Raw genomic sequence first — 26,082 nt, 5'->3', positions numbered from 1 at the left:
ATGTCCCATGGTCACCGTCTTTGGTAGCGCATGCCGGGTTCCTGGCTGACTAAACCAAGAATTTCCAATTGGAGTAATCCAGCGGAAACATCCCCAATGGCCAAGGCTGTGACGGCAACAATTTGATCCAGGGCGGTGGGTTCTTCCTGGACTGCGGCCAAGATCTTTTTTAAAGTTGGTTCCAAGTCCTCCGGTGGTTCAGTCAAAGGTTGTTTACCCCTTGCCCCGGTGGTTAAAGTAGGGACATTGGTTTGGTCTAGATAACCAATTTGGCGATCGCCTGGAAGAATTTTTTGTTCTTGCCCTTGATCCAGTAAAGGTATTGCCCCCAAGCTGGCTAGCAATTGATTTTCCGACAGAATCACCTCTGCTCCGTTGTGGATGAGATTTAAGCAACCGTGGGCTTCTTGGACATCAGGGGAATTGGGTAGGCTAAACACGTCCCGGTTAAATTCGTTGGCATACTTGGCGGTGATTAAGGCCCCGGATTTGGGGGGAGCCTCCATTACCAACACGGCCCTGCTCAGACCGGCAATGATGCGATTTCGAGCGGGAAAATTACCCCGTTCTGGTTTACTGCCCACGGGATATTCACTCAAAATCAATCCTTCGGCGGCGATTTGCTCAAACAATTGTCGATTTTGGGGCGGATAAATCAAATCTAAGCCAGTGCCTAAAACGGCGATCGTCCTTCCGTTCACCCGTAAACAACTGCTGTGGGCGTCAGCGTCAATGCCAGCGGCTAAGCCAGAAACAATGGTGAAACCAGATTTGACCAGGGCTTGGCTAATTTTCCTTGTCCAACGGCTCCCGTGGTCGGTGGGGTAACGGGTGCCCACAATGCCTACCCCTGGAATTTGTCCTTGACTTTCCCGGTGGTCAAGACGTCCCAGATAGTACAACACCGGCGGTGGACTGGGGATTTCCCACAGTAAGCGGGGATAGTCCGGGTCATCGGGGGTGAGAAATTGGGGATTTTTTTGTTGATGTTCTTCTAAAAATTGAAACGGATTGAGATTGTTTCTTTGCCCAATAATTTTCTCAATCATTTTATGGCCAAAACCCTCCACTTCTCCCAGGGCGATCGGTCTCGCTTTCCAGGCATTTTCCAATAATTCAAAGTGTTGGGCCAGTCGCTTGAGCAACACTGGCCCTACTCCCTTAACCTGACTCCAGGCTAACCAATAGGCCTGTTCAGAATTCGCCATGGTTAATCAAAAATTTGTGAATAAAATCTATGACCCAGTGCCCCCAGAAATAGTTTGTATTTGATTAAGAATATTATTTTCTTTGGTACTATATTTGAGAGAGCGGGCCAAGGATAACGCCTGTTGATAGGCGGTTAAAGCTGCGCTGGTTTGCTGGGCATCTATGTAAAGTTGGGCAATTTTTTCGTAGGTAATCATCATGCCGTAATAGTTATAGGACTGTTGTTGTACCTGCAAAAGTTGTTTATAAATTTGTAGAGCATAGTTGGGTTGTTCACTGAACAGATACAAATCCCCCAGTTTATCCAAGGCGATCGCCGCTGTGCTCAATTGTTTAATAGACCAAGCTAGGGTGTAGGCCTTTTGATAGGCTTGGCTGGCATTTTCTGGCTGTTCCAGTTCTAGGTAATGGTCCCCAATGGCAATCTGGATATCGGGCACCAATTCCGGTTTACCGTCCTGCAATCTTCTTTGCACCAGTTGCTCTTTGATACGAATAGCATTGTCGGGCTGGGCAGACTGTTGATAAATTTCCCCTAGTTTTTGCAAGTAAATGCCTTCGTAATAACTGTTACGGGCATTGGTGGCCCTGGCTAGAAGGGTTTCATAAACCTCAGCGGCGGCGGGGTAGTTAAATTTAGCTAGATACAGTTCCCCCAACATGGAGAGGGCTTGGTTTTCCCGGCGGTAATCCCCCTGTTGCTGGGCTTCCCGACGCATTTGCTGATAAACGGCGATCGCCGAGTCGAGACTGTGGAGCTGGCCATAGGCTTTGGCAAAGGCTGTTAACAGTTCCGGGCTCATGGCCTTGTCCTTGGTCAGGGAAAGTTGTAAATCTTCCAAACGCTGACCGATGGCCATTACATCTTGGTTACGGCCTTGTTCCCAGGCGATCGCCCCAATGCGTCCCAGGGCCTCAACCTCGGCCAAATCCCCCAACCGTTGTCGCCCCCGTAAACTGCGGTAACGTACCTCAAAAGCCTGGTCCCCCTGTCCTGCCTGATCCAACACCAAAGCCTCAGCTTCTAACGCATCTAGGGCTTCGATTAGTCGTCGCCGTTGCAAAGGCGTGAGGGTTTCCCCAGAAGGAATCAGGGGATCCGTGGGAAAAAGGCTGGGGTCAAAGGGATTTTCGCTGGGGCTAAGGGGAGGCGGGGTAATGGGCGGGGGAATATAGGGAGTGCCCTGGGCCTGCACCGGATTAATATTCAAGACCCCACCAATTAGGGCAGGGAAAACCATCAGCCAGAGCAGAGGTAAGCTAGATTTTACTCCCAGGAAATATTGCCGATGGCCCGGGGACGAGGATGGATACATAGGGGAAAATGATGGGGACAGAGAAAACCTAATTGTGATCAAAATCTTCAAATTGATCGAAGCGGTCGTCCTGGCGATCGCCAACGGGCCAATCTTCGTTGATTCCCCCCACAATTAAACGGCGAATGGGCACGTAATCGAGGGAAAGTTGGTACAGTGCGTTGATCAACACATCTAGGGCAATGAGGTCGCTGGTGCCCAAATCAAACCAACAACGGCCCCAATGGTCTTGGTATTGGAAGTCTGCCATATTGTGCATGGGGGACATCATGGAACTAGAAAGATTGGCACTGTCATAGTCCAAATAGCTTAGGTCAATGCCCGTATCCTGTACCTGGAGATTTTCTGCATTAAAACCCCCTAGTTTGCCGAGATAAAACCAGGAAGCAAATAACTCTTCCACATATTGTTGTTCCGCCGGGGCAGGATTGGTCTCGAATTCTAGCCAAATCCAAAAATCGAAGGGATTTACTTCCCGAAATTGCACTTCCATAAGTTGGGGAGATAGTTAATTTTTAAACGTCATTAATTTTCAAGCGCAACGAGTCGGAGACAAATCAGCGCAATTGCTCAGGCGACAACCGAAAAATCCCGAAAGTTTCTCACAATTCGACCTAATAAAAAACCCAATAAAAATAAATAGGATTCAAATATAGGGCGTGATGTCCTCTTGGCAGTCATCGGCCAGGTAGGAAAGGGCCCGGAACCTCAGACCAATTAACTGTTCATACAGAGGATTTAGTTTGCACAGAGGGGGAATATGAACAATTTTGCGCCCAAACAGTTTAACATCCCGCTCGAAGGGACATTGGGGGGGCACCAGATGACAAATGAAATGGGCCAAACGAGGATCGTGGATGGCCATGCCGTCCAGCCAATCCTTGACGGGGTGAAGTAAATCGGGATGGGGATGTTCCTCCATTTCGGTTCGATCGCCGTTGGGATCACAGATGGTATGTTCTAATGACTCCAAAGCGTCAATTTTTATCCCCAGGGCTTGACTAAATTCCCGCAATAGCTCTCCTTCCACCGGGGAATAAAGGCCATCGGCGATCGCCACCAACACCGCTGTGCGGAGAAAGTTTTCCGCCGTTTCCTTGTCGTCCCCCAAGCCTTCTAGTAATTCCGCCGGGGTAATGGTCTTGAATAGAACCTCATCTTCCTTGTTGCCAAAACCCATCTCCTGGGTGAGGCCGGTGATCATTTGTTGCTCCGATTCATCAAAGTCCCCATCACTCCAGGCAATGGTCAGCAGTCCCCTCAACCAAGTGGCAATTTGGACATCGGTGTAACGACTTTGGGTACGATTGGCCATGATTTTTCCCTGGGCAACTATGCGGTCATCAGATATTTAAATCAAACTCTAACTGAAGTGTAGCTTAGAATACGGAGCCCCTTCTCCTCCCTTTCTAAGCTAAAGGAGACGGCTTTGCATCCTCACCACTCCCCTTGACCCCATGCCCCCCCTGCAACTACTCCGATCCCTTTCTGCCCTACCGGACATTAATCCAGTGGTGGATTTTCCGGCTCCCAATCCGGCCCCAAAATCAACAGTAGCGGGGGACGCTTTTCCCAGTGTTTATTCCACCTTAGCTCCCCATGCCCTAACCAATTTGGTGTTTAAGCATTACGACATTGAAGTGCCCAAAGGCTGTCGATTTTGGCATCGGGGTTTGAGCGATGTGTACTTGGTGGAGACCCTAGCGGACGATTACATTTTGCGTATTTCCCACCAACATTGGCGCACCGAAAGTGAAATTCAGTTTGAGTTGGAGTTGCTCAATTTTTTAGCGGACCGGGATGTGCCGGTGGCGGCCCCCCTCAGGCATCGGGATGGGGGTTATGCCCTGGAGATTAATGCCCCAGAAGGTAAGCGCTATGCCAGTTTGTTTCCCTATGCTCCCGGGGGGGTGGCGATCGGGGATTTGAGCAAAACTCAAGGCTTTTTGTTGGGGGAAATGTTAGCTCAACTGCACCAAACAGCCCAACGGTTCAAGCCTTCTGCCCACCGTCCTCCCCTCACCCTCAGCTATCTGTTGGATGATTCTCTCCATACCATTGCCCCTTTTCTGCACCACCGGCTGGAAGAATGGCGTTGTCTGATCGACATTTCCATGGCGATTAAAACCCAGCTCACATCCATTCCCACCCACACCCCCTATTGGACTATTTGTTGGGGGGACCCCCACAGCGGCAATGTCCATTTCACTGCTGAAGACCAGATGATGCTGTTTGATTTTGACCAGTGTGGCATGGGTTGGCGAGCCTTCGACATTGCTAAATTTCTACAGGTTTCCATGCAATCGGGCCTGGGACGTAATATTCGGGATGCTTTTTTAAGCGGTTATAACTCCATTGCTCCTTTGACAGTTCTGGAGGAAAACTCCTTGCAGGCCTTGACCCAAACGGCTTTCATCTGGTCTTGGGCCATCCATGTACAAACCCTGAAGCTATCGGATTACAGTCGGCTCCACGGCAGTTACTTCAAACGTCGGTTAGAGAATTTGCAACAATTGGGCTCAACGGATTGGCAACTGTTTTAAAAGGGGAAACTTGTCCCCCATGTATCCTCGTCCAGTGCAAAGTACCCTTGCCAACGCCCTCTACCTGCATTAGTCCCTGGGCAGTTTCCGGCCAATGGCGATCGCCAAGCGTCGTATATTAGGCATATATTGAGCCGCTGGGCCTTGCCACTGTCAGGATTGGGAGGGCCTGGATTACCCCGTCCCCAACCTCCATGGTTTATGTCAAGCGCATCGAACTATCCCATTTCAAATCCTTTGGGGGAACCACCGCCATTCCTTTTTTGCCGGGGTTTACGGTGGTGTCTGGGCCCAATGGTTCGGGCAAGTCAAATATCCTCGATGCATTGCTATTTTGTTTGGGGTTAGCCACTTCCAAGGGCATGCGGGCTGAACGACTACCGGATTTGGTCAATAACACTTTCAAGGGGAACCGGGGCAGTTCCGAAGCTAGTGTGTCAGTCACCTTTGAATTGCATGATGGGGAAAACCTATCCGAGCCAGGGGCTAACCATAATGGCAACGGCAACGGAGCAAAAATTTCTAAGGAATGGACTGTTACCCGTCGCCTGAAGGTGACCAAAGGGGGCAATTATTCCTCCAACTATTACATCAATGGGGAGACAGCCACCGTCACGGAACTCCATGAACAATTAAATGAACTGCGCATTTACCCAGAGGGCTACAACATTGTGCTCCAGGGGGATGTGACCCGCATTATCACCATGAACTCCAAGGAGCGCCGGGAAATCATCGATGAGTTGGCGGGGGTAGCGGAATTTGACCGCAAAATTGTTAAAACCAAGGAGACTTTGACGGAGGTGCAAGACCGGGAAGAACGCTGTCAAATTATTGCGACGGAGTTGGAGCGCACTTTGGAACGGTTGGCGGCCGATCGCCAGAAGGCAGAAAAATACCAGGCCCTGCGGCAACAGGTACAGGAAAAGCAAGGGTGGGCCAAGGTTATTCAGTACAAAGCAGTGGAGCAACAACGGCAAAAGCTATGGGGACAATTGGAGCGGGATCGAGAACAATCCCAGCAAATTCAGCAAGCCCTAGACCAACGCAGTCAAGCCATTCAAACTCAGCAAACAGAGTTGGAAAAGCTCAATGCCCAGGTCAAGGCCCTGGGGGAAGAGGAACAATTGGCCGTGGCGGCCCAGTTGGCCACCCAAAAAGCCCAACGGGACCAACTCCAGCAACGTTATAACGACGGCGATCGCCAAATTACCAATCACCAACAACAGGTGGGGCAAATCCAGGCGGAAATTAGCCAGAGTCAACAGCAGTTTTTGCACATTCAACAGGAAAAATCCTTCCATAACACCCAAACCCTGCCCCAGCTAGAAGCCGCAGTGCAGACCAGTCAGCAACAGTTGGAGCAACTCCGGCACCAGGCCCAGGCGATCGCCTCCGCTTCCGAAGCATGGGTACAGGAACAAACCCAACTCAGCCGCACTGTCAACCAATTACAAGACGAGTTAATCCCCCAACGCAGTCAGTTGGCCCAGCTAGAGGAACGCCAACAACAATTGCTAACCAATTTGGCTGAATTAACCCCTCTGCTCACAAAGGTTTCTGTTGAGTTGGAAGAAAAACAGTTTGCCCAAGGGCAGTTCAACTTCCAGGGAGAAGCACTAACCAGTCAGATTCAAACTCTGGCCAGCGATTTGGCCCAACTGGAACAGGAACGGAGTTTGCTACAGGAAACCCAAACCCGCCTGCTCAAAGAACAACAGGAAAAACAACGGCAATTGGACAAATTAGAAGCGGCTAGTCAAGCTCAGCAGGAAGTGCAGGGCACCTACGCCACCAAAGTGATTTTGCAGTCGGATTTACCCGGGGTCTGCGGTTTAGTGGCCCAATTGGGTCAGGTGGAGCCCCAATATCAACTGGCTCTGGAAATTGCGGCCGGGGGCCGTTTGGGTTTTCTTGTTGTGGAAGATGATGGTGTGGCGGCGGCGGGCATTGAAATCCTCAAACAGGCCAAAGCAGGACGGGCCACTTTTTTACCCCTGAATAAAATTCGTCCTCCCAAGGGTCAAAATCCCAACCTTAGTTATGCCCATGGTTACATTGACCTGGCAGTGAATTTAATCGACGGCGATCGCCGTTACGCCGACATTTTTGCTTTTATCTTTGGCAATACCATCGTTTTTGACACCTTAGTTAACGCCCGCAACCACCTGGGCAAGCATCGCATTGTCACCCTAGAGGGAGATTTACTAGAAGCCAGTGGAGCCATGAGTGGCGGCAGTCGCAACCAACGCTCAGGACTACGGTTCGGCACCATGGTCAGTGAAGATACGGCAGAAGTGAAACAGTTGCGTCAACGGTTACAGGACATTCAGCAAGTCCAAGGCCGTAACGAAGAGTTATTGCTAGAAAGAACAGTTCGTAGTAGGCAGTTAACTCAACAGTTGATGGAAATGCGGCAACAACAACGGGAAGCACAACTTCACGGAGAACAAACGGAACGAGACATAGCACGCCTCAGTCAACAGCAAACACAAATTAATCAACAACAAATTAATCAACAGCAAAAACTAGCAGAGTTACAACAAAATTTAGCTTTGTTGCAGCAATCTTTGCCGCCCTTGGAACAACAGTTAGCCTCCGCTCAGCAACAATTAACTGCCTTGGAAACTTCCCAAACCCATCAACAATGGCAAACTATCCAGATCCAAATTCGTACCGTGGAAGCGGAGTACCAACGCCAATTGCAAGCCCTACGCCAGGGGGAGGATCACCTCAAGGATTTGCAGAATAGTAGCCAACGCCTAGAGGAAAAAATTGCCCAAGCCCAGGAAAAAATTGCCCAACATCAAGCTCAGGATCTCACCCTAGCCCAGGAACAGGAGCAGTTAAAAATAGCTTTGGCGGAAATGAATGGGGCTATCCAAACCACGGAAGCTCAGTTGGCGAAACTGTCGGAAAAATTGGGTAGTACTAAGCAAGAAAGGGATCGTCTAGAAACTCAGCTTAACCAGCTCCGTAGTCAACAACAGGAACAGCAATGGCAATGGGAAAAGTTACAAACTAATCAACAGGAATACCAGGAAAATTTAACTCAACTGCAAACTCAATTGGAAGCATTAGAACAGGATTTGCCCGATCCCTGGCCGGAAATTCCCCTGCTCCAAGACCGGGACGAAGCAAACTTGGATTTTGCCAATATTTTGGAGGAATTAGAGCGATCCATTCGCAATGGTCAAAAACGTTTGGAAGCCATGGAACCGGTGAATATGCTGGCGTTACAAGAATATGAAAAAACTGAAGCTCGCCTAGGGGAATTGTCAGAAAAGTTGCAAACCATTGCCGGGGAACGGACCGAGTTACTCCTCAGGATTGAAAATTTTACTACCCTGCGTCGTCGTTCTTTCCAAGATGCTTTTGATGCAGTCAATAAAAACTTTCAGATTATTTTTGCAGAACTTTCTGATGGGGACGGCTACTTACAATTAGACGATGCGGAAGATCCTTTTAATGGGGGTTTAAACCTAGTGGCCCACCCCAAAGGTAAACCGGTGCGTCGCCTCAGTTCCATGTCCGGTGGAGAGAAATCCTTAACTGCGCTAAGCTTCATTTTTGCCCTCCAACGCTACCGCCCCTCCCCTTTTTATGGCTTTGATGAAGTGGATATGTTTTTGGACGGTGCCAATGTGGAAAAACTGTCCAAAATGGTCCGCAAACAGGCCCAACAAGCCCAATTTATTGTGGTGAGCCTCCGTCGTCCCATGATTGAAGCGGCGGAACGCACCATTGGAGTAACCCAAGCCCGGGGAGCCCATACCCAGGTTTTGGGCATTAAGTTGTAGCTTCGCCTAGATATAGTACAAGAGTCATTATTCAAACAATCTGGCAAAACCATTGAGTTGGATTTACTGAACAAAACCTACGTCAATTTGTTGCGCCAATGGGTAGATTGAGGGGAACACTAACGTCGGCGATCGCCATGAATCAAACTTCCCTGAACCTAGAGCAACTCCGCCAGAGTTTACGCAGCAGTCAACGACCTCTGGCGGATTGGCATGGGGGAGAGATGGCCGTTTCCGCCGTGCCCGGGGCTGGCAAATCCCATAGTCTTTCTGTGGCGGCGGCGATCGCCATTGCCCACCATGGTTTACATAACCAGGAAAAATTGCTGATTGTGACCTACACCCGTTCAGCGGCGGCGGCCATCAAAGGCAAGGTTAATCAACGTTTACGGGCCTTGGGCTTACCCAGTTTGGGATTTACGGTGCAGACCCTCCACGGTTTAGCCCTCAGCATTGCCCTACGCCATCCGGAAGTATCGGGGCTAGACCCGGAGCAACAGACCCTGGTTTCGCCCCAAAAAGGCCATCGCTTGATCAAAGATGCGGTGGAACAATGGCGGCGGGAAAATCCTAAAACCTATCAAACCCTGGTGGAAGCGGGTAATTTTGACGGGGAGACAACGGAAACCCTGCGGCGGCAGGCGGTGCTGAGCACGGAAGTTTTACCTGAATTAACCAAAACTGTGGTGGCAGAAGCAAAAAGTTCTGGCCTCTCTCCCCAGGCTGTGGCGGACATGGGTCGCATTGCCCCCGGTAGCGAACTCCTGCTGATGGGAGCCGGTTTGTTCAAACATTACCAAGCCCTGATGGAGGCGAAAAATTGGATCGACTATAACGACATGATTTTGGCCGCCCTGCGGGTGCTAGAAGATCCCCACCTTTGCCGCCAGTGGCAGGAACAATTTTTTGGTGTTTTTGAAGATGAAGCCCAGGACTCTAGCCCTCTGCAGGAAAAGTTACTGACCAAGCTGGCCCAAAACGCCGATGGTACCATTCGTTTAATTCGGGTGGGGGACCCCAATCAAGCCATTAACTCTAGCTTTACCCCCGCTGACCCCGTATATTTCGATCAATTTTGCCAACGGTGCCAGGCTTTGGGCAGTTTCGCCACCATGGACCAGGCGGGGCGCAGTAATTTACAGGTAATTGCGGCGGCCAACTTCTTGCTGGAATGGGTTAACCAAGATTGGCAAGCACGGTTTAATAGTGGTCCCAAAGGGGATGCGACCTTACCCTTCCGCCCCCAGGCAATTCGTCCAGTGGAACCGGGGGACCCCCAACCCAATCCTCCGGCCACCGATGGGGGAGTGGAAATTCGTTTTCCCCAAGATATCAATGAAGAAGTAGAACAAATTCGCCATCGGCTAGTGCCCCTGTTGTTGGCCAATCCTCACCACAATGCTGCCATTTTAGTACGGGAAAATCGCCAGGGAAGGTTCGTGGCCGATCGCCTGAAGGATGTGGAAAAAGATGGTGGACTGAAGGTTTTGGACGTGGGGGACCAGGATCGTAATTCCCGCATACCAGGGGAAATCCTTAGTCTTTTACAATTTATCGACCGCCCCCATTCCCCCGATCTCCTCAAAGCCACCTTAACAGTGTTGCAGGAGCGCCAACTAATTCCCACTCAAGATTTAAATGCTTTGGCGGCGGTGCCGGAACAATTTCTCTACCCCACTCCCCTGATGCCTCCCCTGGCCTCCCCGGCGGTTTCTGCCCAGGGCCTATGTCGTAGTTTGCTCAAAGCCCGCCTGGAACTGCCCGCCTATCAATTGATTGCTTTTTTGGGTCTGGCCCTCAACTATGACAGCTCAGATTTAGCCACCTTACAAAAGTTGTCGGAACGTTTACAGGTACAAACCCAACCCGAACGCTCATTAAAAAATTTGCTCAGCGAACTCCACACCATTGCCAACGATGAACAATTTGAGGCGATCGCCAGCGATAGTGATGAAAAATACACCAGACCGGGGCAAATCACCATTATCACCATGCACAAGGCCAAGGGATTGGATTGGGACTATGTGTTTTTACCCTTTTTGCACCAGGACACCCTCCCTGGCGATTTATGGGTACCCAAGGGAGGGCAATTTTTGGGGCAGTTTACCCTAGCGGAGGTGGCCAGGGCCCAAATTCGCACCGTGGTACACCATCGCCAACAGCAAAAGCCCCAGGCGATCGCCCTGCCGGTCACGGCCACCGCTTGGCAAGAAGCCCGCCGCCTCAAGGAAGCAGAGGAATACCGACTACTCTACGTCGCTATGACCAGGGCCAAGCGTTTATTGTGGCTATCCGCCGCCCAGGAAGGGCCCTTTGCCTGGAACCAAATGCAAGCCCGCAAATCCCCCCGACTACAACCCAAACAACCATCCCAGGCCCTATTGGCCCTACAAAAGCGTTTTGGTTCCTAGGGGAAGGACTATAATCGGATCCAAGGGCATCAGTGGCCGTGGCGATCGGCCCAAAGCCTCACTCCACAACGGTCTTGGTAAATTTTTGTCTAGATTTTTGGTTCGCTTGACAGTGCTATTTTTGTGCAACTTGCTTTGGCTAGGGATCGCAAGATCTCCCACTTTGGCCGAATCACTGCCTGACCGATGGGAAGCCTATCCCCAGTGGTCTAATTTGCCCACCCTAGAGCAAAGAAAGGGAGAAATTCGTTATCCTGAATGGTTTGCCGGCACATGGCAGGTCACCAGTACTCTTGTCGAACAACTAGCCCCCCTGGCCCCGGATATCGTCAGCCCCGGCTTTGCTAAGAATGCCGCCTATCTGGAGCAACCAATAGAATTTCCCGTCAGATTCATCGACCAAACCCCCCTGCCGGAATTTAACTGGGCCCTATCGGATTTGGTCAACAATGAACCAGTTATTGTGCCCGATCGCCGTTTTAACGCTGAAGCCATCACCCAGGCTTATTTGGGTAAGGACGGAGAAGAAATAAATGTTACTGTCCAGGTTAAAGAACAACCCAGTCCCCGCCTAGTCACCGTTTTTCCCCAACATCAACGACTAGTTTCCACTGTCCTAGGTTACAGCCAAAGGAGTCCCGACCCGGAGCACTTTCTCGCCACGGAGCTGACCAACCAACAATTTATTGCTGGCAGTACCCAATACCTCAACCAGGTGGAAACTACCACTGACTATCACCATGTTGGCCCGGGAAAAATCAGCGCCAGTCAAGTTACCGCCGTATACTTGTCCCCCACGGACCCCGATTATTTCGCCGCTGGCCACCAACCCATTGCCCTATATCGCTATGAACTTACCCTAGAAGCTGTGCCAGAACTATGACTTTTGCCGCCACTCCCAGGGAAGTCACCGCCAGCGCCATTCAATGGGCCTGTCTTTGTTTGCCAGGAGAATTGAGTGCGGCAGAGGCCCTTAACCGCTGGCATCGCCATGGCCAACGTTCCTGGGAGCCCCCGGCAGAGGCTAAGGCTTTTCCCCCCTGGGCTTTGGTGCTAGATAACGACGGTCAACTGTTGGGTTTATTACCGGATTGGCAATTGGCCGCCGCCCTGTGGACTGAACATTTTTCCCCGGCGATCGCCTTGGCGGAACTGTGTTTGCCTTGCTCCCTGCGGCTAGACCTAGAAAAGTTGCCTAGTTTAGGGGAAGTTATGCAGATTTTTGCCACCTGGGGCTACGGCTGGGACGTAATCCCTGTGGCGGATCGACAACACCAAACCTGGGGTCTGCTGAGCATTGGCAATCTCATCCGCTCAGTAAATCTTTGTCAATTGTGGCAGAATCTTCCCCTCCAGGTTACGGCCTCTCCTCCCCTTTGCCTTGGGACAGAAACAACTTTGGGGGAATTGGTCCACCATTGTTTTGAGCGCCAAATTTCTAGTTTTCCGGTGGTCTATTCCTCCCCCCTACTGCCCGCCGCCGCCCCCCGCATTCCCCTGGGTAATGTCAGCCTCAGCAACTATTTTAAGGGTCCCAACTATGGCTCCCTCGGCTTGGATAATCCCATTGGCCCAGACCTCAGCCCAACTTTTCCCCTCTGCACCATTAACCAAACCTATTGCCACGCCAGGGAATTACTCCGCCGACAGAACGATGATTATGTGATCATTACCAACATCAGTGGTGCTTTTGTTGGTTGGGTCGGCCCTCAACAATGGCTGGCCACGGTCCAACCGGATGTGTTGCTAGAGGCCCTGCAACGGGAAGTGGAAATGCCCCGCATCGTCCAGCATTTAGAAGCCCGCATTGTTTGGCAACAGCAACAACAACAACGGAACCAACATTTAATTCAAAAGTTACTCAGCCGTAATCCAAACCTGATTTATCTCTACGATCTGGTCAAAAATGAAATCGTCTATCTCAATATCCCCGGCAGTTTGCTAGAAGGCGGTTCCGGCGGGGCACCAATCCCCAACCCCATGGTCGAGACTGACCCGCGGCAGGATCTATTGCTTCCCCCAAGGTACTTTGGGCTGGAAGAATTGGCGGCGCTCCAAGCCCACGAAAAAAAGGAGTTTAACTTTGAATTTACCGATGGCGGGCAATCAGTACACTACTTTGTGGTGGAAATTTCGGCCTTTGAAATTGATGGTAGCGGACAAACCAGCAAAATCCTCTGTTTAGCCCAGGACGTTAGCCATGGCAAACGAGCCGAAGCGGCGCTCCATACCAAGGAGCAACAATTACAAACCTTGGTGAATACCATTGCCGATGGCATTGTCATTTTAGACAACCATGACAAGGTAATCTACGCTAACCCCATGGCTTGCCAAATGTTTGGCCTCAGCAAAGAAGAGTTTTTACAATCCCAACTGGGGTTGTCCAACCGAGGACAGACGGAAATTGGCATCAATGTCTCCCCCGAGGAGGAAGGGATAGGGGAAATTAAGGCTGTGCCCATCCATTGGCAGGGGGAAGATTGCCGCTTGGTAACGGTGCGGGATGTGACCGATCGCCAACGGGTATTGAAGAAACTGCGGGACAGCGAACAAATTCACCGCAGCTTGTTAGAGGCATTGCCCAATCTGGTTTGGCGACTTTCCTCCGCTGGGGACGTGTGGGAGTGCAATCAACGGACATTGGCCTATTTTGGTCGCCGGGGTCGAAAAATTCTCGGCAACACTTGGCAGCAATTTATTGAGCCAGGGGAAAGGGAAAATGTGCAAAGACAGTGGCGTCAGGGCATCGCCGCCCAGGAATTCTTCCAGTTGGAGTGTCGTCTGTGGAGGAGTGATGGTCAGTACCGTTGGCACCTGTTGCAGGTCTTGCCCCTGGAGGACCGGTTTGGCAGTATCAATGGTTGGCTAGCCAGTAGTACGGACATCGATGATTTAAAAGAAGCGGAAAAGGCACTGCGCAACCAGGCCCAACAGGAAAAACTGTTATCTTCCATCAGCCAAAGAATTCGGGAGTCCCTCAAGCTAGAAACGATTTTGCGCACCACTGTGACGGAAGTACGCCGCACTATCCACGCGGACCGGGTGTTAATTCACCACATCCAAGAGGACGGTCTGGGCACCACGATCGCCGAATCAGTGGTTAATGGCCAACCCTCAGTGATGCAGATGGATCTTAGTCCTGAAAGCTTTCCGCCGGAGTGCTATCAGCGTTACCTCAACGGTTACATCTACGCTTCCCGTGACCAATTGCCGGATTGTGCCATCAATTGTGCAGTGCAATGTTTCACCGTGGCGGAATCCCAGTCCAGAATAGTTGCCCCCATTGTTTTTGACCATAGCCTTTGGGGCCTGCTGATTGTGCACCAATGCTCCAGTTCCCGCACTTGGCAAACGGCAGAAATCCAACTGATGCAAAGCCTTGGTAACCAATTGGCGATCGCCATTCAACAATCATTACTGTACGAACGTTTGCAGGAGGAGTTATCGGAAAGGCAAAGGGCCGAACAAAAACTGTTGGAAGTGAACCAACTGCAAAAAGGCATTTTTGATGTGGCCAACTACATGATTATTTCCACCGACAGGAGGGGGATTATCAGTACCTTTAATCGCACTGCGGAGGAAATTTTGGGCTATACAGCGGCGGAACTGATTGGCCAGCAAACCCCGTTAATTTTCCACGATCAGGAAGAAATGGCCAGCGAAGCCGTCCAGCTTTCCCAACAGTTGCAGCAAACCATCCGGCCCAATTCCATCGATATGTTCGCCATTCCCGCCATCCAATGGGGAGTTTACGAAAGGGAATGGACCTACATCACCAAAACCGGAGATCGCCTGCCGGTGTATGTTTCCATCACCGCCCTGAGGGATGACCAGGGTAAAGTAGACGGCTTAGTAGGGGTAATCACCGACCTACGCCGACAAAAGCAAATTGAAAGAGAGCGGCAAAACCTGGATTTTGTGGTCAAAAATAGTACCGAGTTAATCGTCATCACCGACCTAGAGCAAAAGGTGACTTTCCTCAACCAGGCCGGGCAATCCTTAATTGGCCTGGAAAATCCGGAAACCGCCCAAACCACCTATCTGAGTGAACATATTAGCCCCGAATACCTCAATTTTTGGCAAATGGAAATCATTCCCCAGGTGTTTCGCTCCGGTGCTTGGGAGGGAGAATTTAGCCTGCAACACTACCAAACTGCCGTCGAAATTCCCGTCACTGCTTCTGTGTTTCTTCTTCAGGGCGTCAACGGCCAACACCCGGCTAATCTAGTGGCGATCGTCCACGACATCACCCATATAAAAAATGCTGAAAAACGTATTTTGGCCGCTTTGGAAGCGGAAAAGGAATTGGGGGAATTGCGTTCCCGGTTTATTTCCACCACATCCCATGAATTTCGTACCCCCCTGGCAATTATCAGTTCCTCCACTGGCATTTTGAAAAAATATTGGCCTAAGTTAGATGGCCAAAGACGTGGCCAACATCTGGAGCGCATCGAGGAAAGTGTTCACCACATGGTGGAACTATTAGACGATGTACTCACCATTAACCGGGCGGAAACTAAATATTTACCGTTTGAGCCTCAACCCCTAGATTTAGTCAGCTTTTGTCGGGGCATCACCGATGAACTCCAGAGCAGTACGGAATACCATGGCCTATTATTCAGCTATGATGGCCTCGGCCCCGGAGAAATTGTCGCCTTTGACCCCAAATTATTAAGACAAATTTTGACCAATCTCCTCGGCAATGCGATCAAATACTCTCCTTCTGGCCAGCCAGTGGAATTTCATCTCCAGCGCCGGGGGGACGTTGGCATTTTTTCTGTCCAGGACCATGGTATTGGCATTGGCCCTGAGGACATTCCCAACTTGTTTGATAGTTTTTACCGGGGCACCAATGTTGGTTCTATCCCTGGAACCGGTCTGGGACTGCCCATTGTCAAAAAATGCGCCGAACTCCACGGTGGTATGATTACCGTAACCAGCCAGTTGGGCCAAGGTAGTCGCTTTGAAGTGGAACTACCCCTCTGGTACAGTTAGGTGACCATTGTCGTGGCGTCCCCAAACTGTTAGAATAACAATTCTGATCTTTATGAACCCGCCCTTTTTACAGTTACGTACCCTAGAGAGCAACCGTGGCTAATATCAAGTCCGCCCTGAAGCGCATCGAAATTGCTGAACGCAACCGACTCCAAAACAAAAGCTATAAGTCGGCCATCAAAACCCTGATGAAAAAAACCTTTCAATCGGTGGAGGCCTACGCCAGTGACCCCAATCCGGAAAAACTCGACACGATCAACACCAGTATGGCCGCCGCTTTTAGCAAAATTGATAAGGCGGTGAAGTGCAAAGTAATCCACAAGAACAATGCGGCCCGCAAAAAGGCTCGCTTAGCCAAAGCCCTCCAAAGCGCCTTGCCTGCTGCCTAGGCACCGTCCTTTCCCTTGGGAAGGCCAAATGGTTGCAATATTTTTGGTCAACTGTATTGATCAACTGGTATTCTAGCTGGGGAAAACCTCTGGTTTTTGGTTACTTTGGAGATCGCCCACGGCATTAGGGGAACCATGCATTTAGTTGATACCCATGTCCACATTAACTTTGATGTTTTTGCGGCGGATTTAGACCAGTTACAGCATCGCTGGCGGCAAGCTGGGGTGGTGCAACTGGTTCATTCCTGCGTTAAGCCCCAGGAGTTTGATCAAATACAGTCTCTGGCGGACCGTTTTCCTGAACTATTTTTCGCCGTGGGACTCCATCCTTTGGATGCCGAAGATTGGCAAGACAATACTGCTGGGCAAATCCTTGCCTATGCCAAGGCGGATGACCGGGTGGTAGCCATTGGTGAAATGGGTTTGGATTTTTTCAAAGCCGATAACCGTGACCATCAAATTGAGGTTTTCCGGGCCCAGTTGGCGATCGCCAGGGAATTAAACAAGCCAGTGATTATCCATTGTCGGGATGCCGCCCAGACCATGCGCCAGGTATTGACTGATTTCCAAGCAGAATCGGGGCCCGTGGCTGGGGTAATGCACTGTTGGGGTGGCACTCCTGAAGAAACCCAATGGTTTTTGGACCTGGGGTTTTACATCAGTTTTAGCGGCACAGTTACCTTCAAAAAAGCTGAAGGGATCCAAGCCAGTGCCCAGATGGTCCCCCCCGATCGCCTGTTGGTGGAAACCGATTGTCCCTTTTTGGCGCCAGTGCCCCAACGGGGTAAACGCAATGAACCAGCCTTTGTCCGCCATGTGGCCGAGGCGATCGCTGCCCTGCGCCATGTCCCCCTAGAAACCCTTGCCCAACAAACCACTACTAATGCCCGCAACCTTTTTAAACTACCGGTGCCTGCCTAATCTGGGGGTATCGCCCCCCTGGTAACCTCTCCCCGGCCTTCCCTAACCCCAACCACCGCAAATTTCCGGAGACTTCTGAGCCACCATGACAAACCTTGCCACCACGATGTTGCCCGATTTAATTGAAATCCAACACGCTAGTTTCCACTGGTTTTTGGAGGAAGGTTTAATCGAGGAATTGAATAGTTTTTCGCCGATTTCTGACTACACAGGCAAGCTGGAACTCCACTTTTTGGGCAAAGATTACAAGCTCAAACAACCCAAGTATGATGTTGATGAATCCAAGCGACGGGATGCTAGTTATTCGGTGCAGATGTATGTGCCGACCCGTCTGATTAACAAAGAAACCGGGGAAATTAAGGAGCAGGAAGTCTTCATCGGCGATCTCCCCCTAATGACAGAGCGGGGAACCTTCATCATCAATGGTGCGGAGCGGGTCATCGTTAACCAAATTGTGCGATCGCCAGGGGTTTACTACAAAAAAGAATTAGATAAAAACGGTCGCCGCACCTATTCCGCTTCCCTGATCCCCAACCGGGGGGCCTGGCTGAAATTTGAAACTGACAAAAATGGTCTAGTCTATGTCCGCATCGACAAGACCCGTAAATTGTCGGCTCAAGTGCTCCTAAAGGCGATCGGTCTGAGCGATAACGAAATTCTCGACTCCCTCAGCCACCCAGAGTTTTATCAAAAAACCCTCGACAAAGAAGGCAATCCCACCGAAGAGGAAGCTTTGGTGGAACTGTACAAAAAACTTCGCCCCGGTGAGCCCCCCACCGTTAGTGGTGGTCAACAGTTATTGGAGTCCCGCTTCTTCGACCCCAAACGCTATGACCTTGGTCGAGTGGGACGATACAAACTCAATAAAAAACTCCGGCTCAATGAAGCGGACACCACCCGGGTGCTTACCCCCCAAGACATCCTGGCCGCCATCAACTATCTGATTAATCTGGAATTTGACGTCGGCACCACCGATGACATCGACCACTTGGGCAATCGACGGGTACGTTCCGTTGGAGAACTATTGCAGAACCAAATTCGGGTTGGCTTAAATCGCCTGGAACGGATTATTAGGGAACGCATGACCGTTAGCGAATCCGATGCCCTTACCCCTGCTTCCTTGGTGAATCCCAAGCCTCTAGTGGCGGCCATCAAGGAATTCTTTGGTTCCTCCCAACTGTCCCAGTTCATGGACCAAACCAATCCCCTGGCGGAGTTGACCCACAAACGGCGTATTTCTGCCCTCGGCCCTGGGGGTCTAACCCGGGAGCGGGCCGGTTTTGCGGTGCGGGATATTCACCCTTCCCACCACGGCCGTATTTGCCCAGTGGAAACGCCGGAAGGCCCCAATGCCGGTTTGATCGGTTCCTTAGCTACCTGTGCCCGGGTCAATGATTACGGTTTCATTGAAACCCCCTATTTTCGGGTGGAGAGTGGTCGAGTCAGGAAAGATTTAGACCCCGTTTACCTCACCGCCGACGAAGAAGACGACATGCGGGTGGCCCCCGGGGACATTCCCACAGACGAAGAGGGCAACATCATTGGCGAGTCGGTACCTATTCGCTACCGCCAGGAATTTTCCACCACCAGCCCAGAACAAGTTGACTATGTAGCCGTTTCCCCGGTGCAAATTATTTCCGTTGCCACCTCCATGATCCCCTTCCTGGAGCATGACGATGCTAACCGGGCCCTAATGGGCTCCAACATGCAACGGCAGGCAGTGCCCCTGTTGCGTCCTGAACGGCCCTTGGTCGGTACAGGCTTGGAAGCCCAAGCTGCTCGCGACTCCGGCATGGTAATTGTTTCCCGTACCCATGGCATTGTCACCTATGTGGACGCCACCGAAATTCGGGTGCAGCCCCACTCCCCCGATAACCCTGCGGAGAAAGGGGAAGAAATCGTTTACCCAATCCAAAAATACCAACGGTCTAACCAAGATACCTGTTTAAACCAACGGCCCCTTGTTTATGCCGGGGAAGATGTGGTGCCTGGTCAAGTGCTAGCGGACGGTTCCGCCACGGAAGGGGGAGAGCTGGCCCTGGGCCAAAACATTCTCGTAGCCTATATGCCCTGGGAGGGTTACAACTACGAAGACGCCATTCTGATCAGTGAAAGGTTAGTCTATGACGATGTTTACACCAGTATCCACATCGAAAAATTTGAAATTGAAGCCCGTCAAACCAAGCTAGGACCCGAAGAAATCACCAGGGAAATCCCCAACGTCGGGGAAGATGCCCTGCGAAATCTGGATGAACATGGCATTATCCGCATCGGTGCTTGGGTGGAATCCGGCGATATCCTGGTGGGTAAAGTCACTCCCAAAGGGGAAGCAGATCAACCCCCCGAAGAAAAACTGCTGCGGGCTATTTTCGGTGAAAAAGCTCGGGACGTGCGGGACAACTCGCTACGGGTACCCAACGGTGAAAAAGGTCGGGTAGTGGATGTGCGAGTGTTCACCCGGGAAAAAGGAGACGAATTACCCCCCGGTGCCAATATGGTGGTGCGGATTTACGTAGCCCAAAAACGGAAAATCCAAGTGGGAGACAAAATGGCCGGTCGCCACGGCAATAAAGGGATTATTTCCCGCATTTTGCCCATCGAAGATATGCCCTATCTCCCTGATGGTCGCCCCATTGACATTGCCCTTAATCCCCTGGGGGTTCCTTCCCGGATGAACGTAGGTCAGGTGTTCGAATGCTTGCTGGGTTGGGCTGGGGAAAACCTTGGTGTGCGCTTCAAAATTACCCCCTTCGATGAGATGTACGGGGAAGAAGCGTCCCGGGATACGGTCCATGGCTTGTTGGAAGAAGCCTCCCAACGGCCGAACAAAGACTGGGTATTTAACGAAAACCACCCCGGCAAAATCCAAGTGTTCGACGGCCGCACCGGGGAACCCTTTGACCGTCCGATTACCGTTGGGCAAGCTTATATGCTCAAACTGGTGCATTTGGTGGACGATAAAATCCACGCCCGTTCCACCGGGCCCTACTCCTTGGTTACCCAACAGCCTTTGGGGGGTAAAGCCCAACAGGGGGGACAGCGGTTCGGAGAAATGGAAGTGTGGGCCCTGGAAGCCTACGGCGCCGCCTACATTTTGCAGGAACTACTCACCGTTAAATCCGATGACATGCAGGGTCGTAACGAAGCCCTCAATGCCATTGTTAAAGGCAAGAGTATTCCCCGGCCCGGTACCCCAGAATCCTTCAAGGTGTTGATGCGGGAACTACAATCCCTTGGTTTGGACATTGCCGCCCACAAAGTACAACTGTCCGAAGATGGTGAAAGCGCCGATGCAGAAGTAGATTTGATGATCGACAGCCAGCGTCGGGCCCCCAATCGTCCCACCTATGAGTCCCTCCACACCGAGGAGGATTTGGAAGAAGAAGAAGTGTAGTCCCAACCATTTTTCCCGTTAGTTTTTCAGGAGGATGGCGATCGCCTAGGGTCTAATCCTCCTGCCCCCTTAATTGCCTTGCCCCCTAATCTCAATCTTGGAGCGTTATGACGTTTTATAACTACACCATCGACAAAGGCCGCCTGAAAAAACTCATTGCCCTTGCCTACCGTCGTTACGGTTCTGCCCGCTGTTCACAGTTGGCTGATGAACTGAAGGAACTGGGGTTTCGTTTTGCCACCAAAGCGGGGGTTTCCATTAGTGTAGATGACCTAACTATTCCTCCAGAGAAAAAGCAAATGCTGGAGGCGGCGGAAAAGGAAATTCGCACCACGGAGGAACGCTATGCTCGGGGGGAAATCACCGAGGTAGAACGGTTCCAAAAGGTAATTGATACCTGGAACGGTACTTCGGAGGAGTTGAAGGATCAGGTGGTGGTTAACTTCCGCAAAACCGATCCTCTCAACTCCGTCTATATGATGGCTTTCTCCGGTGCCCGGGGGAACATGAGCCAGGTGCGGCAATTGGTGGGGATGCGGGGCTTGATGGCGGATCCCCAGGGGGAAATTATCGACTTGCCCATTAAAACCAATTTCCGGGAAGGACTGACGGTTACTGAGTATGTAATTTCTTCCTATGGTGCCCGCAAGGGTCTGGTGGACACGGCTCTGCGGACGGCGGATTCTGGTTACCTCACCCGGCGTTTGGTGGACGTTTCCCAGGACGTAATTGTGCGGGAACAGGATTGTGGCACCGAGCGCAGTCTACGGGTCACCGCCATGACCGATGGGGACCAGGTAAAAATCAGCTTGGCCGATCGCCTGTTTGGTCGTTTGCTGGCTAAGGATGTGGTGGGCCCGGACGGAGAAATTATTGCCAAACGGAACGATGAAATTGACGAAGCCTTGGCAAACCGCATTGCCGCCGTCACCGATGAGGTTTATGTACGATCGCCGTTGACCTGTGAAGCGGCCCGGTCCGTGTGCCAAAACTGCTACGGCTGGAGCTTGGCCCATGGTCACAAAGTTGACCTAGGGGAAGCGGTAGGCATTATCGCCGCCCAATCGATCGGGGAACCCGGCACCCAGTTGACCATGCGGACTTTCCACACTGGGGGGGTATTCACCGGGGAAGTGGCCCGCCAAGAGAAAGCGCCCGAAGACGGCACCGTCAAATGGGGTAAAGGTTTAAGCACCCGTAAAGTCCGTACCCGCCACGGGGAAGATGCGGAGCAGGTGGAAATTGCCGGGGATTTAATCTGGAAAGGGGAAGGCAAAAAAGCTGCCACCCAAACCTACTCCCTCACCCCCGGTTCCCTACTGTTTGTGCAGGATGGACAGACGGTGACAGCGGGGCAGTTGATGACGGAAATTTCCCTCTCCAAAACCCAACGTTCCACGGAGCGGGCCACCAAGGACGTAGCTGGGGATCTGGCCGGAGAAGTGCTGTTCGATCGCCTGGTGCCGGAGGAAAAAACTGACCGTCAGGGGAACACCACCCGCATCGCCCAACGGGGTGGTCTAGTCTGGATCCTTTCCGGGGAAGTATATAACTTACCGCCTGGGGCAGAACCCGTGGTGAAAAATGACGAGCAGGTGGAAGTAGGCAGCATCATGGCCGAAACCAAGCTGGTCACCAACGACGGTGGGGTGGTGCGCCTTGTGAGTAACCGGGAAATTGAAATCATCACCGCCTCTGTGCTGTTAGATCAAGCCCAGGTCAAGCTGGAAAGTAGTGGCGGCCGGGAACAATACGTTATCTACACGGCCGATAAGCAACGCTTCCTGCTCAAAGCCGCTCCCGGTACCAAAGTGCAGAACCACAGCATTGTGGCGGAATTAATCGACGACCGTTACCGTACCACCACCGGGGGCATGATTCGCTATGCCGGCGTGGAAGTGGCTAAGGGCGGCCGCAAACAAGGCTATGAAGTCACTAAAGGGGGTACCCTGCTCTGGATTCCCGAAGAAACCCACGAAATTAACAAAGATATTTCCCTGTTAATTGTGGAAGATGGCCAGTATGTGGAAGCGGGCACGGAAGTGGTCAAGGACATTTTCTGCCAATCCAGCGGCATCGTTGAAGTGGTGCAGAAAAACGATATTCTGCGGGAAATTATTATCAAACCCGGTGACTTCTACCAAGATGTGGACCCCGGTTCGGTGAAAATTGAAAGCGGCCAGTTGCTGCAACCAGGGCAGGATGTTTTCCCCGGTGTTACCGTTAGCACCCTCAGCCAGGCCGAATGGATTGAAAGTCCCGAAGGCAATGGTTTGCTGCTACGCCCCGTGGAAGAGTACAAAGTATTTGATGAGCCCGCCGCCCCCTCCCAGGGTTCCCAAAACGAAGAAGGGGGCCGCCAGATTGAATTGCGCTCAGTGCAACGTCTATTCTATAAAGACGGCGATCGGGTTAAATCCGTCGAAGGGGCCCCCCTGCTCAGCACCCAATTGGTGTTGGAAATTTATGGCAGTGGTAACGAAGGTATTTCCCACCTTTCCGCCGATATTGAACTCCAGGACGACGAAGAGGAAGATTGCCAGCGCTTACAGTTGGTGATTTTAGAATCTTTGGTACTACGCCGGGACCAGGAATCCGATCCCCTCGGCGGAGCCTCCAAAACCCGCTTACTGGTGCAAGATGGCGACCAAATTCCCCCCGGAGCGGTGGTGGCTCGTACCGAAATTCAATGTAAGGAAGCGGGCACTGTGCGGGGTATCAAGGAAGGACAGGAATCCATCCGCCGGGTGTTACTGGAACGGGCAGCAGATCGCCTGGTGGTGGATCTGCCAAGTGCCCCGGAAGTCAAACCAGGACAACTCTTGGTGGCAGGGCAGGAATTGGTGCCCGGGGTCAAACTGGAGGAGTCCGGCAAAGTCCTGGAAATCAACGGCAAAGGGGACAACTATCAGTTAGTGTTACGCCGAGCCCGACCCTATCGGGTTTCCCCTGGGGCAGTGCTCCACATCGAAGACGGCGACCTGGTGCAACGGGGGGATAACCTCGTGCTGCTGGTGTTTGAGCGGGCTAAAACCGGGGATATCGTCCAGGGTTTACCCCGGATTGAAGAACTGTTGGAAGCCCGTAAACCTAAAGAAGCCTGCGTCCTGGCCCGGGCCCCTGGGGTCTGTCAGGTGGAATACCTGGAAGATGAGAGTGTCGACATCAAAGTGGTGGAAGACGACGGCACCGTGAGCGAATATCCCCTGTTACCGGGACAAAACGCCATGGTCACCGACGGACAACGCATTGACGTAGGCCACGCCCTCACCGATGGCTACAACAATCCCCACGAAATTTTGGATGTGTTCTTCAGCTACTACGTGGACAAGGACGGTTGTTACCAAGCGGCCCTGAGAGGACTGCAAGCGGCGCAAAAATTCCTCGTCAATGAAGTGCAAACGGTTTATCAATCCCAAGGGGTGGATATTTCTGACAAACACATTGAGGTAATTGTGCGGCAGATGACCGCCAAAGTCCGCATTGATGATGGGGGAGACACCACCATGCTCCCAGGGGAATTGGTGGAATTACGCCAAGTGGAACAGGTTAATGAAGCCATGGGCATCACTGGTAGTGCTCCGGCCCGCTATACTCCTGTATTGCTTGGTATCACCAAAGCTTCTTTGAATACCGATAGTTTCATCAGTGCGGCTTCCTTCCAAGAAACCACTCGGGTGCTTACCGAAGCGGCAATCGAAGGCAAGTCCGATTGGTTACGGGGCCTGAAGGAGAACGTGATCATTGGTCGTCTTATTCCTGCGGGTACTGGCTTCAGTAGCCATGAGGAAGTGTTGGGATTGATTGAAACCCAGGACGATATTCAAGGCTATATGATTGAGCCAATTGAATTACCAACGACGAAGAAAAAGGCTAGCGCCACCAAGGTGAAAACTAAAAAAGTTGAAGCCGATGACGACCTTTTGGACGACACTAGGGCCCGGGCCTATGCCGGCACTCAACTCAGTCAGGATGACGAAGAGTTTGAAGAAACCTACGACACCGATGAGGATGATTTCGATATGGATGACGATGACGATTTTGGGGATGATGAGGATTAAGGGTAATCTCCTATGCCCCGAGCTTGCGGACGTTCAGCATCCCTATTTTTATATTTCTAGATATTTCTAGCTAGTCAGTATCCCTTCCCTTCTCCGGGCGGGGATTATTTTTTTTGCGGGCTGCTATGAGCTCATTTATAAAGTCTTGTAATGGATAGCAAGTAGGAGAAGAAAAAAAGGAAAACTAAGAGTAAGAGCAGAAGGAGACAAAGAGCATGAAAAGTCTGACAGCCTATGAAACAGACCTGAGCGATGCAGAATGGGCAATACTTGAACCAATGATTCCTCCCGCAAAGCCCGGAGGACACCCACGAACCACAGATATGCGAGCGGTTTGTAATGGTATTTACTACCAACTAAAAACGGGTTGTCAATGGGCAATGTTACCCCATGACTTTCCTCCTAGTAGCACGGTCTATAGCTATTACCGTAAATGGCAACGTCATGGCGTGTGGGAAAGGCTCAATCTAAGGCTGTTGGAGCAATGCCGCCTCCAGAGTGGCAAGAGCCTTGAGCCCAGCGTGATAGCGGCAGATAGTCAATCGGTAAAAACCACCGAAAAAAGGGGGAAGTCTACGGTTTTGACGGAGGTAAGAAGGTGAAAGGACGAAAGCGTCATCTAATCGTCGATAGTCTGGGCTTAGTCTTAAAAGTGATAGTGACCGAAGCAAATGCAAGTGAACGCATCGTCACAGCTTATGCTCTGATGAGTTTGCTTGAAGAAGGAACTCAACTCCTCGAGTCTGTCAAGAGCATGTTAGTAGACCAGGGTTATCGAGGTGATACCTTTGGGTTAGCCATCTGGCTCTTAATTCAAGCCAAAGTCCAGGTGATTAGTCGTTCAGGGAAGTCTTTTGAGGTCTTACCAAAAAGATGGATTGTCGAGAGGACGTTCGGTTGGTTGAACTGGTATCGTCGTTTGAGTAAGGATTATGAGCATCTACCAGAAATGAGCGAAGCGGCTATTTATGCCGTGATGACTCGCATTATGTTGCGTCGTCTTTCTGCTACTTCTACCACTTTATAAATGGGCTCTATGGTTGAGA

Annotated in this window: 13 protein-coding genes and 1 pseudogene; 10 read left to right on the top strand and 4 right to left on the bottom strand. The window is 51.3% G+C overall.

The features are described 5' to 3' along the window. Positions 1–11: 11 nt before the first annotated feature. The 4 genes from dprA to C7I86_RS04120 all read right to left on the bottom strand — a co-directional run bounded on the left by dprA (position 12) and on the right by C7I86_RS04120 (position 3,840). Positions 12–1,208 (bottom strand): DNA-processing protein DprA, encoded by a 1,197-nt coding sequence (dprA, locus tag C7I86_RS04135; RefSeq protein ID WP_010872006.1) that lies wholly within the window; start codon positions 1,206–1,208, stop codon positions 12–14. 27 nt (positions 1,209–1,235) lie between these two features. After that, the gene (locus tag C7I86_RS04130) at positions 1,236–2,525 is read right to left on the bottom strand and encodes a lipopolysaccharide assembly protein LapB (protein WP_010872005.1); all 1,290 of its coding nucleotides are present in this window, start codon (positions 2,523–2,525) and stop codon (positions 1,236–1,238) included. A 28-nt stretch (positions 2,526–2,553) separates the two neighbouring features. Further along, positions 2,554–3,018, bottom strand: coding sequence for a DUF3531 family protein (locus C7I86_RS04125; RefSeq protein WP_010872004.1), 465 nt, complete (start codon positions 3,016–3,018; stop codon positions 2,554–2,556). 153 nt (positions 3,019–3,171) lie between these two features. Further along, entirely contained in the window at positions 3,172–3,840 is a 669-nt protein-coding gene (locus tag C7I86_RS04120; RefSeq protein ID WP_010872003.1) for a DUF533 domain-containing protein, read from the bottom strand. A gap of 142 nt (positions 3,841–3,982) precedes the next feature. Here C7I86_RS04120 and C7I86_RS04115 point away from each other — a divergent pair, with 142 nt between their 5' ends. The 10 genes and pseudogenes from C7I86_RS04115 (at position 3,983) to C7I86_RS04070 (ending at position 26,063) form a co-directional block, all read left to right on the top strand. Continuing rightward, positions 3,983–5,068 carry a phosphotransferase gene (locus tag C7I86_RS04115; protein ID WP_010872002.1) on the top strand — a complete coding sequence of 362 codons (1,086 nt, stop codon included), beginning with the start codon at positions 3,983–3,985 and terminating at the stop codon, positions 5,066–5,068. Between the two features lie 194 nt (positions 5,069–5,262). After that, entirely contained in the window at positions 5,263–8,865 is a 3,603-nt protein-coding gene (gene smc, locus C7I86_RS04110; protein ID WP_010872001.1) for a chromosome segregation protein SMC, read from the top strand. A 98-nt stretch (positions 8,866–8,963) separates the two neighbouring features. Then, on the top strand, positions 8,964–11,276 hold the full coding sequence (locus C7I86_RS04105; protein ID WP_010872000.1) for an ATP-dependent helicase: 2,313 nt from the start codon (positions 8,964–8,966) through the stop codon (positions 11,274–11,276). A 163-nt stretch (positions 11,277–11,439) separates the two neighbouring features. Continuing rightward, positions 11,440–12,159: a DUF6816 family protein gene (locus C7I86_RS04100; protein WP_223211345.1), complete on the top strand. Its 720-nt coding sequence runs from the start codon at positions 11,440–11,442 to the stop codon at positions 12,157–12,159. Then, on the top strand, positions 12,156–16,271 hold the full coding sequence (locus C7I86_RS04095) for a PAS domain S-box protein (protein WP_010871998.1): 4,116 nt from the start codon (positions 12,156–12,158) through the stop codon (positions 16,269–16,271). Before C7I86_RS04100 ends, C7I86_RS04095 begins: the two co-directional genes overlap by 4 nt. 95 nt (positions 16,272–16,366) lie before the next feature. After that, positions 16,367–16,660, top strand: a complete 294-nt coding sequence (gene rpsT, locus C7I86_RS04090; protein ID WP_010871997.1) for a 30S ribosomal protein S20 — start codon at positions 16,367–16,369, stop codon at positions 16,658–16,660. 135 nt (positions 16,661–16,795) lie between these two features. Further along, the gene (locus tag C7I86_RS04085) at positions 16,796–17,581 is read left to right on the top strand and encodes a TatD family hydrolase (RefSeq protein WP_010871996.1); all 786 of its coding nucleotides are present in this window, start codon (positions 16,796–16,798) and stop codon (positions 17,579–17,581) included. A gap of 85 nt (positions 17,582–17,666) precedes the next feature. After that, positions 17,667–20,975, top strand: a complete 3,309-nt coding sequence (gene rpoB / locus C7I86_RS04080) for a DNA-directed RNA polymerase subunit beta (protein ID WP_010871995.1) — start codon at positions 17,667–17,669, stop codon at positions 20,973–20,975. A 107-nt stretch (positions 20,976–21,082) separates the two neighbouring features. Next, positions 21,083–25,036, top strand: coding sequence for a DNA-directed RNA polymerase subunit beta'' (locus C7I86_RS04075; protein ID WP_010871994.1), 3,954 nt, complete (start codon positions 21,083–21,085; stop codon positions 25,034–25,036). A 215-nt stretch (positions 25,037–25,251) separates the two neighbouring features. Then, positions 25,252–26,063: pseudogene (locus C7I86_RS04070) on the top strand (IS5-like element IS5Sa2 family transposase). Positions 26,064–26,082: the final 19 nt, after the last annotated feature.

The sequence above is a fragment of the Synechocystis sp. IPPAS B-1465 genome (assembly GCF_003015225.1).
Lineage (GTDB): Bacteria > Cyanobacteriota > Cyanobacteriia > Cyanobacteriales > Microcystaceae > Synechocystis.
The sequence above is the reverse complement of the archived record's forward strand: the minus strand, read 5'-3'. Positions and strand labels throughout refer to the sequence as shown.